Annotated in this window: 11 protein-coding genes; 6 read left to right on the top strand and 5 right to left on the bottom strand. The window is 73.4% G+C overall.

The annotated features are described in order from the left end of the window. Nucleotides 1–280: 280 nt before the first annotated feature. Together AB0N17_RS35235 and AB0N17_RS35230 are read left to right on the top strand one after the other, a co-directional pair. The gene (locus AB0N17_RS35235; RefSeq protein WP_366015706.1) at nt 281–3,973 is read left to right on the top strand and encodes a trypsin-like peptidase domain-containing protein; all 3,693 of its coding nucleotides are present in this window, start codon (nt 281–283) and stop codon (nt 3,971–3,973) included. 137 nt (nt 3,974–4,110) lie between these two features. Next, nucleotides 4,111–5,058, top strand: a complete 948-nt coding sequence (locus tag AB0N17_RS35230; RefSeq protein ID WP_366015705.1) for a bifunctional riboflavin kinase/FAD synthetase — start codon at nt 4,111–4,113, stop codon at nt 5,056–5,058. 87 nt (nt 5,059–5,145) lie between these two features. On the opposite strand, the gene AB0N17_RS35225 is transcribed toward AB0N17_RS35230, so the two are convergent. The 3 genes from AB0N17_RS35225 to eccE all read right to left on the bottom strand — a co-directional run bounded on the left by AB0N17_RS35225 (nt 5,146) and on the right by eccE (nt 11,110). Continuing rightward, nucleotides 5,146–8,634: an SCO5717 family growth-regulating ATPase gene (locus AB0N17_RS35225; RefSeq protein ID WP_366015704.1), complete on the bottom strand. Its 3,489-nt coding sequence runs from the start codon at nt 8,632–8,634 to the stop codon at nt 5,146–5,148. Between the two features lie 359 nt (nt 8,635–8,993). Continuing rightward, nucleotides 8,994–9,704 carry a hypothetical protein gene (locus AB0N17_RS35220; RefSeq protein WP_366015724.1) on the bottom strand — a complete coding sequence of 237 codons (711 nt, stop codon included), beginning with the start codon at nt 9,702–9,704 and terminating at the stop codon, nt 8,994–8,996. Nucleotides 9,705–9,772: 68 nt separating this feature from the next. Next, on the bottom strand, nt 9,773–11,110 hold the full coding sequence (eccE, locus tag AB0N17_RS35215; protein WP_366015703.1) for a type VII secretion protein EccE: 1,338 nt from the start codon (nt 11,108–11,110) through the stop codon (nt 9,773–9,775). A 196-nt stretch (nt 11,111–11,306) separates the two neighbouring features. Here eccE and eccB point away from each other — a divergent pair, with 196 nt between their 5' ends. From eccB to AB0N17_RS35195, 4 genes are all read left to right on the top strand, one after another. Beyond that, nucleotides 11,307–12,836 carry a type VII secretion protein EccB gene (gene eccB, locus AB0N17_RS35210; protein ID WP_366015702.1) on the top strand — a complete coding sequence of 510 codons (1,530 nt, stop codon included), beginning with the start codon at nt 11,307–11,309 and terminating at the stop codon, nt 12,834–12,836. Between the two features lie 11 nt (nt 12,837–12,847). Then, nucleotides 12,848–14,101, top strand: coding sequence for a type VII secretion-associated serine protease mycosin (gene mycP / locus AB0N17_RS35205; RefSeq protein WP_366015701.1), 1,254 nt, complete (start codon nt 12,848–12,850; stop codon nt 14,099–14,101). After that, on the top strand, nt 14,089–14,697 hold the full coding sequence (locus AB0N17_RS35200) for a hypothetical protein (RefSeq protein WP_366015700.1): 609 nt from the start codon (nt 14,089–14,091) through the stop codon (nt 14,695–14,697). Before mycP ends, AB0N17_RS35200 begins: the two co-directional genes overlap by 13 nt. Nucleotides 14,698–14,924: 227 nt before the next feature. Next, on the top strand, nt 14,925–15,128 hold the full coding sequence (locus AB0N17_RS35195) for a hypothetical protein (RefSeq protein WP_366015699.1): 204 nt from the start codon (nt 14,925–14,927) through the stop codon (nt 15,126–15,128). Nucleotides 15,129–15,237: 109 nt separating this feature from the next. Here the strand turns inward: AB0N17_RS35195 and AB0N17_RS35190 are convergent, their stop codons facing one another. After that, a complete protein-coding gene (locus AB0N17_RS35190; protein WP_366015698.1) occupies nt 15,238–15,813 on the bottom strand; it encodes a hypothetical protein in 576 nt (191 codons plus the stop codon). A gap of 52 nt (nt 15,814–15,865) precedes the next feature. Next, entirely contained in the window at nt 15,866–18,193 is a 2,328-nt protein-coding gene (locus AB0N17_RS35185) for a hypothetical protein (RefSeq protein ID WP_366015697.1), read from the bottom strand. Between the last annotated feature and the right edge of the window lie 45 nt (nt 18,194–18,238).

Below are 18,238 nucleotides of genomic sequence, written 5' to 3'. Positions count from 1 at the left end.
GGGTGGAGCGGCCGAACCCCGCCCGCGGCGCGTTCTACGCCGAGGTCATGCACGAGTCCGCCGACGGCCGGGGTGGCCTGCCGCCGCTCAACGGTCCCCCCTCGGTTCCCCCACCCCTAGGGTGTATCCAACCGCCTCCGGCTATTCACCCGACCGGGCAGGCGCTCGGAGTGAACCGGGGGAGCGGAAGGGGGCGCTTTCGTCACGAGAGCTGTCCCGCCGATCATCGCGCGCCTACCGTCGGGGACAGGCACGCGGGTTCGGGCGGGGAGGTACGGCGATGGCAGGACGGGGCCCCCGCGCCGGAAGCGGCAGCGGCAGCCGACCGGCGGCGGACGGTACGCGCGGGGCGGCGGACGGCAGGCGCACCGCGGCGGACGGTGCACGCGCGACGGCGGACGGCCGGTGTACCGCGGGGGACCGTGCACGCGGGGCGGCCGACGGCACGCGCGCCACGGCGGACGGCATCCGGCCGGGGCACGACGGCCCGCCCACGGACCACACCGCCCCCCGCCCCGAGCCCACCCTCGTGCAGATCCGCGACCTGGCGGGCCGCCCTCGCGGCATCGGCTTCCTCGCCGACCACGAAGGCACCCTCCTCACCAGTCACGAGGCCGTCGACGGCCTGCCCCGGCTCGTGCTGCACACCGCCGGCGACCGGACCTGCGTGGTGTCGGCCGACGCGGTCACCCCGCTGCCGGAGCGTGACCTGGCGCTGGTGCGCACCGAGGGCCTCGGCGTGGCGCCGCTGCCGCTGACCGTGCGGGAGCGGATCGACGCCGGCACCTATGTGCGGGTCCCGGCGGGCTGCTGGCGCGAGGCCCGGGTGCTGGCCGCCACACAGGTGACGTACACCGCCACGGACCGCTTCCACCTGCTCGAGGACGTGCTGGAGCTGGCGATCGGCACGGCCGGCCGGGACGCGCTCCGGCTCGGCGGCGGGGCGGCCGGCGGCCCGGTGCTCGACGCCCGCACCGGGGCGGTCGTCGGGCTGATCGGCACCGCGCTGCACAGCGCCGAGCGCGACACGGGCTTCGCCGTGCCGCTCAGCCCCTCCGACGGCCCCCTCGGTGACCTGTTCGCCCGCAACGCGGCGACCGTGCCCGGCTACGGCGCGGACCTCAACCTGGCCGGCATCCAGGAGCTGACCGCCACCTCGATGGCCCAGGACGGCCCTGCGGGCACCCTCACGGGCCACCTCGCCGCCGTGGGACCGGTCGAACGGGACGACATCGCCGAGGAGTTGGCCGCCTTCACGGCCGGCGGCAGCGCCGTGCTCGGCCTCGTCGGCGCCCCCGGCAGCGGACGTACGACGGAACTCGCCGCCCTCGCCGCCCGCCGGGCCCGGGGCGAGCGGCCCGCGCCCACGCTGTGGCTGCGCGGCGCCGACCTGGAGGACGCCGACGGCTCCGTGGCCGACGCGGCCCGCCGCAGTCTGCGGCGCGCCGCCCGGATCATCGCCGCCGCCCGCTCCGCCCACTGCGACGACCTGGGCGACCTCACCCCGGACCGCCTGGCCCGGCTCGCCGCCCGGTCCGGCCGTCCCCTGCTCCTCCTCCTCGACGGCCCCGAGGAGATGCCCCCCGTCCTCGCCCACCGCCTGCCCGCCTGGACCGAGGGCACGGCCGCCTGGCTCCGGGAGACCGGGGCGCGGCTGGTGGTCGCCTGCCGCGAGGAGTACTGGGAACGCGCCGCCACCGCCTTCCCAGCCCCCCTGCTCCACACCCCGGCCACGCCGGTCGATGCGCCCCACCCCCCGGCCGCCCGGCCGTTCCCGCCCTGTGTGGCGGTCGGTGATCTCGGCGCCGGTGAGGCCCGCCGGGCCCGGGCCCGGTACGGGATCCCCGACGGCGCGCTCGGGGAGCGGGACGCCCGGCACCCGCTCACCCTCCGGCTGCTGTCCGAGGTCCGGGCCGCCGTCCCGGACGCGCCCGCCGCCGAGCCGCTCGACCGGCACGAGGTCTTCGCCGCCCACCTCGACCTGATGTGCCTGCGCATCGCGGTGCGCCTCGCCGCCACGAGCGGGCTGCGCGGTACGGCCGTACGGCGGCTCGCGGCGCGCGTGGCCGGGCAGGTGCACGAGGCCGCCCGGCGCAGCCTGGGTCCGGGGCAGGGCGAACTGGACCGGGAGTCCTTCGAGTCGGTGTTCCCCTGGGGACCCGCCCCGGCACGGCTCGGCGGCGCCACCGGCTGGGCCTCCGCCGTGCTCACCGAGGGCCTCATCGTCCCGGCCGGCGGCGGCTACCGCTTCGCGCACGAGGAGCTGGCCGACTGGATCCAGGGCATGCACCTCGACCTGGACGAGGCCCTGCACGCCCTGGTGCACCGCCCCCGCGACACCCACCGGGTCCCGGCCGTCCCCGTGCCGCATCACCGCGTCGGCCCCGTCGTCCAGGCCCTGCTGCTGCTCGGCCGCCAGTACGGCCACCGCCAACTCGCGGCCCGGCTCTGGGAGTTGGCCGACGCCCTGGAGCGCGACCCCGGCTCCTGGTGGGCGGCCCGGCTGCTCGCCCGTACCCTGCACCAGGTCCCGGACGCGGCGCCGTACACCGAGGTGCTGCGGCTGCTCGCCGACCGCGTCGTGGCCTGGCGCCGTCAAGGGCGGCCGGTGCCCGCCGAGTTCGGCCCCGTCTTCTGGACCTCCCTGCCCCTGGGCGAGACCGAGCGCCTCGACCTGCTGCGCCGGCTCGTGCTCGCCGACCAGGCACCTCCGGTCTCCGCAGACCAGGCACCTCCGGTCTCCGCAGACCAGGCGCCGCCGGAGCCCGGCGAGCGCTATCTCGACGCCGTCGCACGGCTCCTCGCCGCCGCCCCCGCCGTCGTCCGGCCGCAGCTGACCCGCTGGTTCGACGACGAGCGGCCGTTGCCCGCGACCCCGCACGCCACCGTGGCGACCGCCGCGCAGGCCCTGCTGCACACCCACCGGCACGGCACCCTGGACGACCTCGTCGAGGTGCTCGTGGCGAGCGCGCACCGGCGCGCCGACGAACTGCTCGCCACCCTCGCCGAGGACGAGCCGTCGGCCGTCTGCCGGGCCGTCGACCGCTGGGCGCACGACGAGCGGCCCGCCCGCCGGGCCGCCGCGGTGACGCTCGGGCTGCGCGCCGCCCCGCACGTCCGCCGCGAGGCCGACCGCGCGCTCCTGCGCCGCTCCGCGCTCGCCCTGCTCGCCCGCCCCGCCGACTGCACCCTGCACGGCGGCGCCCTCGCCCTCCTCGTCCGCGACCCGGACACCCGCGACCGGCACCTGGCCGCGGCCCTGCGCCACTTCGCCGACGGCGACCCCCAGCTGCCGCCCGCCGCCCTGCTCCCGGCCCTCGCCACGCACCCCGAACCGGTCCTGGACGCCTTCCGCACCCGCCTGCGCGGCCCCGACGCCGCGGACACCCTGCGCACCCTCCTCCTCGACGCCGCCACCCCGGCCCTCGCCCACCGCGCCGCCGCCCTCGTCCGCGAGACGGTGTCCCTGCGCCCGGAGACCGCCGGACACGTCGCCGCCTGCGTGGACCTCCGCCTCGAACAGGGCCCCACCGCCCGCCCGGCCCTGCTGCCGCTGGTCACGGGCCTGCTCGACACCGGCCCCGAACAGCTCCGGGCCGCCCTCGCCACCGTCCTCGCCGCGGTCGGCGCCCCCGCCTGCCGGTCGCTGCGCCGCGAACTCCTCGAGGTCCTCCTCGCACAGGAGCGGGAGCCGTCCGTCCTGGACGCCGTCCTGCACGCGGCGGCGGCGCACGGCCGCCCGGAAGAGGAGGTCCGCGGACTCGTCCACCGCACCGGCCTGCTCCTCGTCCGCACCCCCGAAGGCGCCACCCGCTTCGACCGCGGCCTGGTCGACCTGGGCCGGCACGTCCCCGGCTTCGCCGCCCGCATGACCCGCTGGCTGACCGACACCCCGGACGACTGGGTCGCCGTGGTGGGCCCCAGCACCCGCCGCATGCTGGAGAGCCTTGCGGGGGCGCGGGTACCGGCGTGAGCCGTGCCGGCCGGCGCCGCGGACGTGCGCCCGGTCACAGCGTCCATGCCGATGCCGGGCCGGGGCACCCGGCATGGCACCCTTAGACCTGCACAAGAGGTCAGAAGACACGGACACGGGTTCGAGGAGCGGTCACAGTGCAGCGCTGGCGTGGCTTGGAGGACATCCCCCAGGACTGGGGGCGCAGCGTCGTCACCATCGGTTCCTACGACGGCGTCCACCGCGGTCACCAGCTGATCATCAAGCACGCCGTCGACCGCGCCCGCGAGCTGGGCGTCCCGGCCGTCGTCGTCACCTTCGACCCGCACCCCAGCGAGGTCGTCCGCCCCGGCAGCCACCCGCCGCTGCTCGCCCCGCACCACCGCCGTGCCGAACTGATGGCCGAGCTGGGTGTGGACGCGCTCCTGATCCTCCCCTTCACCACCGAGTTCTCGAAGCTCTCGCCCGCCGAGTTCGTCGTGAAGGTCCTGGTGGACAAGCTGCACGCCAAGGCGGTCGTGGAGGGCCCGAACTTCCGCTTCGGCCACAAGGCGGCCGGCAACGTGGAGTTCCTCGTCGAGCAGGGCAAGATCTACGACTTCGAGGTCGAGGTCGTCGACCTGTACGTCACCGGTGAGGCGGGCGGCGGCCGGCCGTTCTCCTCGACCCTGACCCGCCGCCTGGTCGCCGAGGGCGACGTCACGGGCGCCCGCGAGATCCTCGGCCGCCCGCACCGCGTGGAGGGCGTCGTCGTGCGCGGCGCCCAGCGTGGCCGCGAGATGGGCTTCCCGACGGCCAACGTCGAGACCCTCCCGCACACCGCCATCCCCGCCGACGGTGTCTACGCCGGCTATCTGCACGTCGAGGGCGAGGCCATGCCGGCCGCGATCTCCGTCGGCACGAACCCGCAGTTCGACGGCACCGAGCGCACGGTGGAGGCGTACGCGATCGACCGCGTCGGCCTCGACCTGTACGGCCTGCACGTCGCCGTCGACTTCCTCGCCTACGTGCGCGGCCAGGCCAAGTTCGAGTCCCTCGAGGCCCTGCTGGAGCAGATCGCCGCCGATGTGAAGCGGTGCCGCGAGATCGTGGCTGCGGAGCGGTAAGCCCCTCCGTACATAGCGAAAAGGGCGGCCGGTGCGCTGAGCACCGGCCGCCCTTCGTCGTACGGCCCTGCCGCCCCGCGCGCCGCGCTACTGCTGCGGCGGGGCCTGCGGGGGCTGCTGACCCTGCTGCTGGTCCTGCTGCGGCTGGGGGTAGCCGTACGGGGGCATGGGCTGCTGGGGCTGTCCCTGGGGCGGCTGTCCCGGCTGCTGCTGTCCCTGCTGCGGCGGGTAGGGCTGCTGCCCCGGTGCGGCCTGCGGGTACGGCTGTTGCCCCGGTGCGGCCTGCGGGTAGGGCTGTTGCCCCGGTGCGGCCTGCGGGTACGGCTGGCCCGGTGCCTGCGGGTACGGCTGACCGGGGGCCTGCGGGTACGGCTGTCCCGGCTGAGCCGGATACGGCTGCGGCGGTCCGGTGTACAGATCCTGGCCCGGTGCCTGGGGGTACGGCTGGCCCGGCATCGGCTGGCCCGGCATGGGCTGTCCGGGCATCGGCTGGCCCGGCATGGGCGGGGCGGCCACCGGGGGCGGGTTGCCGTCGGACGTCCACAGCCCGTGCGACTGCTGGTGCCGTACGAAGTCCTCGGCGATCAGCGCGGCGAGGTTGAAGTACGCCTCGCGCGTCCTCGGCCGCATCATGTCGAGGTCGACCTCGGCACCGGCGGCCAGATGCTCGTCGAAGGGCACGACCACGACCCCGCGGGTCCGGGTCTCGAAGTGCTGCACGATGTCCTCGACCTTGATCATCTTGCCGGTCTCGCGCACCCCGGAGATGACGGTGAGGGACCGGGAGACCAGGTCGGCGTACCCGTGCGCCGACAGCCAGTCCAGCGTCGTACTGGCACTGCTCGCACCGTCCACGGACGGCGTCGAGATGATGATCAGCTGATCGGCGAGGTCGAGCACGCCGCGCATGGCGCTGTACAGCAGACCCGTGCCCGAGTCGGTCAGGATGACCGGGTACTGCCGGCCGAGCACGTCGATCGCGCGCCGGTAGTCCTCGTCGTTGAACGTGGTCGAGACGGCCGGGTCGACGTCGTTGGCGATGATCTCCAGGCCGGAGGGCGCCTGGGACGTGAACCGGCGGATGTCCATGTACGAGTTGAGGTACGGGATCGCCTGGACCAGGTCACGGATGGTGGCCCCGGTCTCCCGGCGCACCCGGCGGCCGAGCGTACCGGCGTCCGGGTTCGCGTCGATGGCGAGGATCTTGTCCTGCCGCTCGGTGGCCAGGGTGGAGCCGAGCGCGGTGGTCGTGGTCGTCTTGCCGACGCCGCCCTTGAGGCTGATGACCGCTATCCGGTAGCAGGACAGGACCGGCGTACGGATCAGCTCCAGCTTGCGCTGCCGCTCGGCCTCCTCCTTCTTGCCGCCGAGCTTGAACCGGCCGGCCGCCGCCGCGGGGCGGCCGCTCCTCGCCTTCTGCCTCTTGTTGTTGAGCAGCCGGTCCGCGGACAGCTCCACGGCCGCCGTGTAACCGAGCGGCGCGGCACCGGGGTTGGTGGGCTGCCGCTGGTCGTGCTGGATCGGCTGCGGCCAGGCGGCACCTGACCGCGGATCGACCGGCGCCTGCGCGCCCGCGGCCTGCCCCTGCGCGGCCTCCGGGCCTTGTCCCTGCGGCGGCTGCGGGAAGCCGTAACCGCCCGCCTGCGCCTGCGGACCGGGCGCGCCCGGCTGCGGGAAGCCGTAACCGCCGGGCTGCGGCTGGGGGGTGGGGACACCGGGCTGGGGGAAGCCGTAGCCCGAGGGCGGAGTCGGGCCGGTGGGCGGGGTCGGGCCGTTCGGAGTCGGGTGGCCGGGGCCCGGCTGGGGTGCCGGGGGCTGCGGGAAGCCGTAACCGCCGGGTGCGCCGGGGCCCGCCGGGGCCGGCTGGGGGCCCGGTGCCGGTGCCGGTGCCGCGGGCTGACCGGCCGCGTAGGGCTGACCGGGCTGCGGTGCGGTGGGGGCGCCGGGCTGGACCTGACCGGGCTGGACCTGACCGGGCTGGTTCGGGCCGGGCTGGTTCGGGCCGGGCTGGTTCGGCTGGTTCCACGCGGCGGGCGCGGGCTGCGGGGCCTGCGGCTGGAACGGCGGCTGCGGGCCGGGCGCGGCACCGGGGACCTGGGCGGCCTGCGGGTGCGGCTGACCGGGCACCGGGCCCGGCTGCTGCGGCGCGGCCTGCGCGGGCCACTGAGCGGCCGGAGCCGGGGCGGCGGGCTGGTAGGAGGGTGGCAGCGGCGGCACCCCGCTCTGCGGCGCGGGCGGGGGAGTCCACGCGGGCGCCGAGTCCTGGACGGCGGAGGGTGCGGTGCCCTGCGGCGCGGTGCCCTGCGGTGCTCCCTGCTCCGTCATGGCGGGGGACTCCGGGGTCTCCGGGGTCTCCGGCCGGTCCGGCAGGGAGGCGCTGTCCGCTGACGCCACGTCGGAGGCGGGGGCCTCGGAGGCGACATCGGCGCGGTCCGCGGAGTCAGCGGTCACCGCGGTGTCCGGGGATCGCGGCGCGTCGGACGTCCCCTCGGCGGAGCCCTCCTGAGCGGCGGTCGTCTCCTCGGCCTCCGCCGCGCCTTCCCCCTGCTCGTCCTGCTCCTGCTCGTCCTGCTCGTCCTGCTCCCGCTCGTCCTGCTCCTGCTTGTGGTCCGGGGCCTCGTCGGTCTCGGCATCGCCCCCGGGAGCCACCGAGGCAGCCGTGTCCGCCGGCGACTCGTCCTGCGCGGACTCTCCGTCGCCGGACTCCTCGGCCCTGCCGCTCGCGGCGGCCGCCTCCGCCGCGCCCGCGGCCGCCTCCGCCCCGGGCTCTGCCTCCCCGGCCGCACCGCCCTCGGCCTGCTGGCCGGCGGCCGCCGCACGTTCGGCGATCTCCGCCATCTCCCGCTTCAGGGCGACGGCGGAGAACCGCATGGTGGCGCCGCTCTCCAGATCCCCGTTGCCCGTCTCCGGTACGACGGCGTCGGAGGCGGCGCCCTGCGGGGACGGGACCTGCTGCGGAGGGACTTGCTGTGACGGGACCTGCTGCGGGCGGTCCTGCTGGGACTGCTGCGGCTCGAAGCCCTCCGGCAGCCCCGGCATCGGCACCGGGCTCCCGGCCGGCGGGGGCGGCGCGTACGGCGCGCCCTGCGCCGGCGCGGGCGGGGCATAGGGAGCCCCCGGTGCCGGCGCGGGCGGCGGAGGGGCGTACGGGGTTCCCTGGGGCGGCGTGCCGGCGGCGGCCGGAGGGGCGTACGGCGTCCCCTGCGGCGGCGTACCGGTGACGGGCGGCGGTGGGGCGTACGGCGTGCCCTGCGGCGGTGTGCCCGCGGCGGGCGGCGGGGGAGTCGGCCCGGGAACCGGCGTGCTCGGCGGGAACGGCGGCACCCCGGAAGCGGCAGGCACCCCGGAGCCGTTCGACCCCGCGACCTCGCCCGCGCCCGCGCCCGCCGAGCCGGCCGGGGCCGCGCCCGTCGCCGTACCGGAGCCGCCCGCCGTGCCCGACGCGTTCTGCGTGTACCAGGCGGGAGGTGCGTAGTCGATGGTGAACTCGCCGGTGGTCTCGACGGCCTCCGCGTCGGGCTGGTCATCGCCGGGTGTGGCCCAGCCCCCGCGCATCCCGTCCCGATCGCTGCTCACAGTTCCTCCTGGTGTGGTCGAGCACCCTCATGCCGTGCCGGGGCGACCATGTCGTGTCGTTCCGAGTCGTCCGTAGTCGTTCGAGGCAGCCCGGTTCACCCGGTCCTCCGCCTGGGACACCGACGCGCGGTACACGGGTCCTGCCATCGCGCCCGCTCCCAGCCTAATCACCACGAGCCACACCTCGGCAGGCCCGCCCACTTCTCAGCACGGGCCCACCAGGTCGCACAGCGCCCGCAAGTGCCCCGCCCACCAGGCACCTTGCCGAACGGAACAGGGAGCAAACGGCGGACAAGCGACGAAATCACCGAACGGCACCGCATCACGAGCCACGAACAAAAGGGACGAGCAAGGGCAGTTCAGTCCATGCGGCGCGGTGTGCCCAACAATCCGATCTCGGCATCGGTCGGTTGGGTCATCACATACTGCCGGTCACGGTCGGTGCACCAGAGCGTGACGCCGTCGGGCAGCGCGGGCAGCGACTCCAGCTCGGTCCGTGACAGGCCCATGGTGCGCCCCAGTTCGGCCGCCTCGTCCGGGGACACCCGCTGGATACCGGCGAGCCGCGCCTGCCGCAGCAGCCGGGGCGCGACCGGGCTGAGATACGGCAGCAGGGTCAGCACCGACTGCCAGGGCCCGGACACCACACGTCCGCGCGGCGGCCGCATGCCGCAGTCCCGCACCACCAGCACCGGTGTACCGGCCGAGGCACCCTGCGGCGGCACCCGCCCGACCTCGTACACGGACAGGCCGTTCTGCCCGCCGCCCATCGCGTGCACCATCTGCATCCAGGCCTGCGGCCGGCCGGTCTCCACGGCGACCCGGGCCCCCGTGGCCGCCGACCGCAGCGCCAGTACCTGCGCGGTCCACAAACCACCGATCAGCACGACGTCGTACGGCGTGGGCCGGTTGATCCCCAGCACCGCCGGCTGGCCCTCGGCGTCGACACCGGCCACCACCCCGTCGTCGCCGATGGGCAGCGCGAGAGCCTCCAGCTGGTGCACCGGCACCCCGTGCCGGCCGTGCCGGGGCCCGACCAGGCCGAGGCCGTGCCGCAGCCGCTCGCCCATCCGCCGCAGCCCGGAGGCCTCCGGGGTCCGCTGCGCGTCCGGGGCCGCGGAAGTCGTCGGAATCGTCGTCACCGGGCACCTCCGAGGGGCAGCGTGGCCAGCATGCCGGGCAGTTGCTCACGGTCGAGGCGCGCCAGGCCGGCGCCGGACTGCCGGGCCGCGCCCTCCAACGCACGCCGTGCCGCCACGAGTTCGTCGTCGCTGCGGCCGGTCACCCGCAGATGCCCGCACAGCGACACCTCCTGCCGGTCGCCGGGCGCCAGGGTCAGGCTGAAGGTCGTCGCCAGCGCGGGTATCGCCGTGACCCGGGCGACGAACTGCGGCAGCGACTCGCCCCGCCCACCGCCCAGTTGGGGCCACCGGCGGACCCAGTACGTGGTGTGCCGCCGGTTGTCACAGCGCCAGCTGCGCCCGGACTCCTCCGTCCGCCGCTCACGCGTCTCGCTGCGCCCCGCCTCCGCCGTGACCAGCGGGTTGGCGCACGCCGAAGTGGCCAGCGCGGCGACCAGCTCCTCCTCGTCCAGCACCCGCGCGCGGAATCCGGCACCGGTCAGCCGGCTCGCCAGATGGTCCGCGGCCCGTACGACGCACTTCTGCGCCCCGAGCAGCCCGCCCCCGCGCGCGGCCACCGCCTCCGCGCACAGCTCCGGGTCGAGCTTCAGCGCGATCCAGGTGATCCGCACCGCCGGGGCGCCCGTCTGCTCCTGCAGCGGCAGGTAGTTGGCGACCGCGACGGACTGCTGGGGCAGGTGCAGCGCGGGCGCCGGCTGCGTGTGCAGCACGATCTGCGCCGACTCCAGCCGGATCCCGTCCACCTCCAGTGCGTCCCGCACCAGCCCCACCGGCAGCGGCTGACGGCTCCGCTCGGCGCGCAGCGCGGTCGCGTCGGCCTCCACCTGGAGCACCGCCGTGACGAACGTCCCGTCACCGACGACGCCGACCGGCCGCCGGTCGCGCGCGCCGTAGGAGTACGTCCGCAGGGCGGGCTCGCACTCCACCGCCGGGACCAGCCCGGGTTCCGTGCCCGGAGGTATCGGGGTGCTCTCGGCCCGCTTCCGGCGGGCGCGCAACTCCCGCGCGGTGCCCAGCCACTCGGGCAGGGAGCGGCCCCGCCGCCGTACGAAGGCCAGCAGCACCAGCGCCACGGCGACGACCGCGGCCGGCACCAGCGCCATCATCCCGATCGCCCAGCCGACGACCAGCACCGCCGCCGCCAGCTCGACCAGCACCAGCCGTTGCAAACGGAACGAACCGGCCTGGCCGGGCCGGGGCCGCAGCCCGAGCGTGACCGACTGCTGCGCCGCGCCGCGCTGAGCGGAGGCGCCGCGCGCCGGCGCCGCGGACCCGGCCGCACGGCCTCGCGCCGCCGACCGGCCGCGCGCTCGCGTCCGCGTTCCGGAAGCCATCACTCCATCCCCCCGATTTGCTCACAACTCGCTGGAACCAGGCCACTGAACAAGGCCCTTGAGGGCCCAGGTACCCTACCCGCTCCACGAGACCCGCTCCGTACCAGGCATAGTAGGGGCCGGGTCCGACAACGGAGGGCGGGGGAGCGGTTCCCCGGGCGCGCTCCGCGTGAGACACGGGGAGAAACGGGCACAGATGGCATCTCGGCGGGATCAACTCAACGCCTACACCTTCGCGAAGCGCCGCATGCTCGCGTCGTTCGTGCAGTCGTCACCGGATGCCTCCGACGAGGGGGCACCGCGGCCACTGCGTGCCGTCCTGCCGGGCGCTATCGTCGGCGTGGTCGTCCTGGCCGCCTTCGGCGCCTGGGGCATGTTCAAGCCGACGGCCCCGCAGGGCTGGGACACACCGGCGACGAAGGTGATCATCGCCAGCAAGTCCACGACCCGGTACGTGGTGCTGAAGACGCACGGCAAGGCCGAACTGCACCCGGTCCTCAACATGGCCTCGGCCAAGCTCGTCCTCGACGGCCAGAGCGACGTCGACGTCGTCACCGTCGACGAGTCGATCCTCGACAACGGCACGATCCCGCACGGCGTCACCATCGGCATCCCCTACGCCCCCGACCGGCTGCCGTCCGCGTCGGAGGCCGGCGCGGACCACACGTGGGCCGTCTGCGAACGCCCGAGCGGCAGCGGCAGCTCCATCCAGAAGGCCGCCTTCGTCCTCGCCGAGCGCGACCAGAAGAAGACCGAGAAGGCCGGTCAGAAGCTGCACGGCGGCGAACTCCTCTACGTCACCACCCCGTCCGACAAGAAGCAGTACGTGGTCGACGCCCAGGGCACGGCGTACCCGGTGGACGGCTCCAACAGCAACCTGGTGGAGACCCTCGTGGGCCTCAACCGCACGCCCCAGCAGGTGACCAGCCAGTGGATCGACACCCTGCACCAGGGCGACCCGATCACGTTCCCGCAGATCGACGGTGTCGCCAACGCCCCAGCGAACGCACCGGGTGAGCTGGGCGACGCCAACCGCGTCGGCATGGTCCTCCGGGCGCCGGTCAACGGCCACGAGCAGTACTTCGTCGTACTGCCCCACCGGGTCGCCCCCGTCTCCGACTTCGTCGCCCGGCTGCTGCTGGCCGACACCGACCTCGTGAAGCTCGGCCAGGCCGGGCACTACAAGGAGGTCAGCGCGGGCGCCATCACCCGGGGCGAGCCGTTCGCCGCCGAGAAGCACTGGCCGACCGAGGAGCCCAGCGCCGTCAACGACCCCTCCACCGCCGCCGGCAGCAGGAACACGGTCTGCAACGTCCTGCACCACGTCGACCCCGACAACGGGGCCACCACGCTGACCACCTGGGCGGGCAAGGACTTCCCCGCCGAGCTGGCCACCGACTCGTCCAGCGCCTACGTCACCCCGGGCTCCGGTCAGCTGTACCGGCAGTTCCAGGGCAAGGAGACCAAGGTGGGCTCGGTCTTCCTGGTCACCGACACCGGTCTGCGCTACGCCCTGCAGTCCAACGCCGACAACGCCAGCGAGAACAACGGCATCGGCATGACCGCCCAGCAGCGCAAGCAGCTGCAGACGCAGGCCAAGCTGGCGCAGACCCGCCTCGGCTACGCCGACGTGCAGACGACGCCCATCCCCGCCCCCTGGTCGAAGTTCCTGCCGACGGGGCCGCGTCTGTCGACGGCGGGCGCGAGCCAGCCGCAGGGCTCGTGAGAGGTACGCCGATGCGGTCCACCCTGCGCACCCGTACGAGCCTGGCGTCGGCGCTGGCCGTCACCGCGTGTCTGCTGGCGGCTCCGGCGGCCGCGGCGGACTCGGTCACCGACCAGTGCACCTTCTCCAAGAAGAACCACAAGTACACCGGCACGCCCTGGGCGTTGCAGCGCGTCAACCTCGACGAACTGTGGACCCAGTCGAAGGGCAAGGGCGTGAAGGTGGCCGTGATCGACACGGGCGTCGACACCGCCAACCCGCAGCTGGCCCACGCGGTCGACGCCTCCCAGGGCGCCAACTACCTGCCCACGAAGGACGGCAAGGGTCAGAAGATCGACGTCGGAAAGAAGGACGGCACGACCGACACCGTCGGCCACGGCACCCGCGTCGCCGGCATCATCGCGGCCCGCCCCATGAAGGGCACCGGCTTCGTCGGCCTCGCTCCCGAGGCCACGATCATCCCGATCAAGCAGAACGACGCCGAGGGCCACGGCACCTCCGACACGCTCGCCGAGGCGATCAAGCACGCCATCGCGGTGGGCGCCAAGGTCATCAACATCTCCCAGGACACGACGAACGCCGTGGCCCCGGGCAACGCCCTGCAGGGCGCGGTCGAGGAGGCCCTGAACCACAAGATCGTCGTGGTCGCCTCGGCGGGCAACGACGGCATCGACGGCACCTCCAAGCGGACGTACCCCGCTTCCTACCAGGGCGTCCTCGCCGTCGCGGCCTCCGACCGCAACAACGAGAAGGCGGCCTTCTCGCAGGCCGGGGACTGGGTGGGCGTCGCCGCGCCGGGCGTCGACATGATCTCCACGGTGCCCAAGGGCGGACACTGCTCCGACAACGGCACGAGCTTCTCCGCGCCGTACGTGGCCGGCGTGGCCGCGCTGATCAAGGCCAAGCACCCCGAGTGGACGGCCCAGGAGGTGGTCGCCCAGATCGAGCAGACGGCCGAACGCTCCATCAACGGCCACGACCGCCTGGTCGGCTGGGGCGTGGTGGACCCGGTCCGCGCCCTGACGGAGGACGATCACCCGATCGAGACCCCCCACCCCGACGCCGGCCTCACCCATGTGCAGGCACCGACCCCCGCCAAGCTCACCCTCGGCGAAACCCCCCAGGAACGCACCGCCCGTATCGCCACCTACGTGGCCGTGGGCGTGGCGGTCCTGGTGGCGGCGCTGGGCGGGGGAGCGGTGGCACTGCGGGACGCGCGGCGCAGGCGCGGCGGCCGGCCGGGGGCGGGGTCATGGACGCGCTGACCAAGCTGAATGTGCTGGGCCTGGTGCTGTCCGCCGTACTCGTGGCCATGGCCTGCGTGAAGGCGGACCGGGTGCGCGCCTGGCGCAGGAACGTCAATCCGTCGGGCCCGGAACTGCCCGACTCCGCCTTCGTCGCCGCCCGCCTCCTCTTCCTCGCCCTGGCCGGCCTCGGCGTCTACACGGCCGTCCAGGGCTTCGGTGTCTCCGACCGCGCGTCCTGGAGCGACGACGAACTGACCAACGCCGTACGGCAAGCGGCCGATGACCTGGACGGCTTCACGTTCCAGGCCGACGACGCGGGTCACCCTCTGGCCTTCACCGACTACGCGTCGCTGATCGAGGAGAAGGTGTACGAGTACGGCGGAGGCGACGCACCGGAGTACGGGGTGACGGCCGACTCCGCCGGAGGGAACACGGCCGGCGACTCGTCCTTCACGGTCACCGCGGACGGCGCGGACGGCGCGTTCTGCACGCGTGTCCACCGCACTCGCTCGACGAAGGACGACTACACGCCGCCGGGCATCACCGGCGGAGAGGGGGCCCTGACGTACCCGGGGTACCGGCTCGCCGTGTCGGTGCGAGACGGGGAGTGCTGAGCGGCCCCTTGGGGCACTGTCGTTGGGCGACAGCGGCGGCGTAGTCCTCGATGAAACGCCGCACGTCCGCCGCTTCCCCCGCGCGCGAGGTCCGCACCGTGGCCCACAGGGAACCGCCCCGCGAGCCCGAACGGGGATACGGGACAAGGCCCACGGCGCCCGTCCGCGAGTAGAGGACCCGACCGCCGTCCGCCGACGCATCGGCCGGCTCCACCCCGAAGGCGGACATGGCCACGTCCCGCGCGGAAGCGTCCGGCCCGCGCTTCTGCACGCTGCTGGAGAACACGACGTCCCCGTCGACGAGAAGCCGGCACCGCTCGACCCCGACCGCCGACGTCGGCCGCACGCCGACCTCGTCTCCGGCGGGCAACAACGGCCCCAGCACGGAGCGGCCGACCTCGACCCCGCACACATCCGCGGGCACCGCGTAGCCGCGCCCGCTCGCCGAGGGAGAACAGCCGACCACCCCACCGACCAGCGAAACCCCCACGACAAGACCGACGGCCCCCCTGCGAAGCCCACTCACCGGCCGGGCTCCGCTCACCGCGTCACCTTGGCCGGCACGTCGCACTTCGCCCTCTGGTGAGCGGAGAGCGCGGCGTTCCGGGCGAGCGAGATCAGCCCCTCCCGCAGCTGATCGCCGTCGGCAGTGCCAAGCTGTTTGAGCTCTACGACGACGCTCAGGTGCCGCTCGAAGCCGCGGGAGACGCAAGGAAGATAGATGGCGGCGAGCCTGTCAGAAGCGACAGCCTTGTCGCCGGCGCCGAACGGCTTCACCGAGGCGTGCGACACGGAGTTCGCGACCACGTCCTTCACCCACTCGTCCGCCTTGTCGTACTGCGTCATCTCGGCCGTGGCCGCAACGAGCTGCTTCCCGTCGCCGTTGACGAAGCAGGAGGCGAAGAAACTGTCGTCCATGTCGTCGGTACGCCCATCGGTGACGGCGCCGTCGAACGTGTACGAGGACTTGTCCGGCAGGACGCGTTTCAGCGCGGCGGCACTGTCCGACGAGGAGCCCAGCGTCCTGCACACATCGGATGCCTTGATCTCGCCCTTCTCCTTCCCGAAGGGGGGAAGTCCGAATGCGTAGAGGACGCCTCCGACAAGGCAGAGCAACAGTGCTGCTCCCCCGGCGAGCAGGGCCCTTGTACGAGTGGATGCCAACGTCTCAATCTTCCGTGTCGAGCTGTCGGGGGATACCCTCCCCGTCCAGGTACTTGTGCACCTTCGTCCCGGCCGTGTTGAACCCGTCTTCCGCAGCCGTGGCCACGGAAGCCTCGATCAACGGGTAGCGATGACCGGAATTCTCGCCCGCCTTCCTGGCGGCGAGTTCCACCACCTTGTACGTCGAATCGGAAGTGTCCTCGAAGCTCTCGCCATTGCGGTAGATGATCTCGCCGGAGCTGTCACGCATCGCTCCTTCGGTGATCTTTCCGATGATCTCATCGGCCGCCGCACCGGCCACGTCACCGATGATGGCACCGCCGGGACCGGTCATCGGTTCCGTGGCCATGCCGATGCCGATGCCTACCGCCGTGCCTCCCCAGCTTCCCGCGCTCTCGATGGCGGCGTTGTAATCGGCGTCCTTCGCGCCGCCCTCCAGTTCTGCCTGGTAGGCCCGGCCGGCGCCGATGATTCCCTCGATCTCGCCCGCCTTGCGTGCGATCTGTTCGGTTCCCTGTTTCAGGTTGTCGGCCTCGGAGAAGGCAGGATCCCCGGTATATGCCGACGGATGCTCGAAGTGATACTGCATCAGCTGAGTCGTGTAGCTGGTCTGACCCAGGTTGACCGCAGCGTAACCCTCAGGGTTCTGGCCGACCGCATACAGGAACCTGGTGATATCCCGTTCGTTGAGCGCGGCCGCTGTGCCCGCCACCGGAAACAGCGCCTCCTCGCTGGAACTTCCCGCATGCAGTTCCCGGTGGATATCGGGCATGTACTCCGCAGCGATCTGCCCCATGCTGTCCGACATGTAGCTGTGGCCGGTCAGTCGCTTCGGATCCTCGGACACCGAATGGAACAGATCCTCCACGAGCTTCGCCTGCCCCGCGTTGTGAGGGGGAGTGTCCGGCGTCGGCATCTCGCCGGCCGGATGCCCGGTCGTGGCGGCCTCCAGGGCCAGGGCCAGGTTGTTCTGGCCCGTGACGATGTCGTCCCCGTGGAGGTCCGCCTCCTTGGGCCAGTCCCGCTCCTCGAACAGGTACTGGAAGTTCGACAGCGACACCTTGCCCTTCTTGCCGTTGCCGTCCGTGTCCCGCTCGAAGGGGTCGTCCGGGTCGTCCTTGGAGATGTACTGCTGGTTGAGGAAGTCGGTCGCCGCATCAGGGCTGTTGGACAGGCCCTTGAGATAGCCGGTGAGCGGGTCGTTGCCGCTGTCGTCCCCGATCCGGTTCAGCCAGGAACTCATGCCTGTGCGCTGCCAGATGGGGTTTCCGTGCTCACCGTTGCCGGTCATCCTCCGTTCGGTGGCCATGAGCTTGGTCCCGTAGTCCTTGAGGAACTGGTCGTCATAGTCACCGGTCCGCATGAGGTTGCTCATGACCTGGAAGCCCATGGGGCCACCCCGGTCGCCGTAGAGCGGCTTGTCGCCGATGTCGATCATCTGGCGCTTCCACTCGGCCATGCCCGTGGAATCGCTCTGCGTGGCGTGGGCCAGCGTCAGCCCCAGATTCCGCTGCAGGTCGTCGAACTGGTCGAGACGCTTGTGCCCCAGCTCGTAGTTGCCCCTGTTGGGATCGCTGATCCCGGTCCAGAACTCCAGGGTCTTCTGCGGCCCGAGGCCGGTGGCGAAGCGCTCGGCGAACAGCGGATCGTTCGCGTACTTCTTCAGTCCCGCGTTGAGCCGGTCGAAGTCCTCGACGGACAGGTCGTCGGGGTTCTTCTTCGCGAGCTTCGCCAGCTCGTCGGCCTCCTTGACGGCATCCGCCGCCGCGTCTCGGTCCTTGTAACTGGCGTCGGAGAAGCCCATCGTGGTCTGGTCGACGAGCGCCATGAGGACGGTCTTGGCCGTGTTGTCGCTCTCGCCGGCCTTGGCGAGGATGCCCTGGATCTCGTCGCGGAGGTCGTCGACGTCCTTCTGGTCGGTCGCGCCGGTCTTGCCGCTGGGGTCGGAACTCCAGTCGGGCCGCGTGTTGCCCATGACCGTGAACTTGCCGTCACCGGCGTCGACGACGGTGAGGTTCTTCTTCTGCCCGCGCGAGACGGCGTCCGTCAGCTGCTGGTGGAACGTCTTCAGCTCGTTGCGGGTGTCACTCAGGATGTTGTGGATGGTGGTCGCCTGCGTGTGGGCGTCCCCGAACTCGCCGGCGGTCTTGCCGACGAACTCCCTGGAGACCTGCGCGTTCACCCCGGCCCAGTCGGCCTTGAGCGCAGCCTTGTGCAGATCGTCCTCGGCGTCCTTCTTGAGGTCCGCGAGGTGCTTCACGAGCGTCGACCAGTCGGTGACGGCGTCGTCGAGCAGCTTGAAGTTGGCGTGGTACAGAGCGTGGAAGTCCATGCGGGTCGTCGTCCTCTGTGAGTAGCGGTGTCAGCTGGTACGGAG

It is taken from the genome of Streptomyces sp. NPDC051133, assembly GCF_040682635.1.
Classification (GTDB): Bacteria; Actinomycetota; Actinomycetes; order Streptomycetales; family Streptomycetaceae; genus Streptomyces.
The sequence above is the reverse complement of the archived record's forward strand: the minus strand, read 5'-3'. Positions and strand labels throughout refer to the sequence as shown.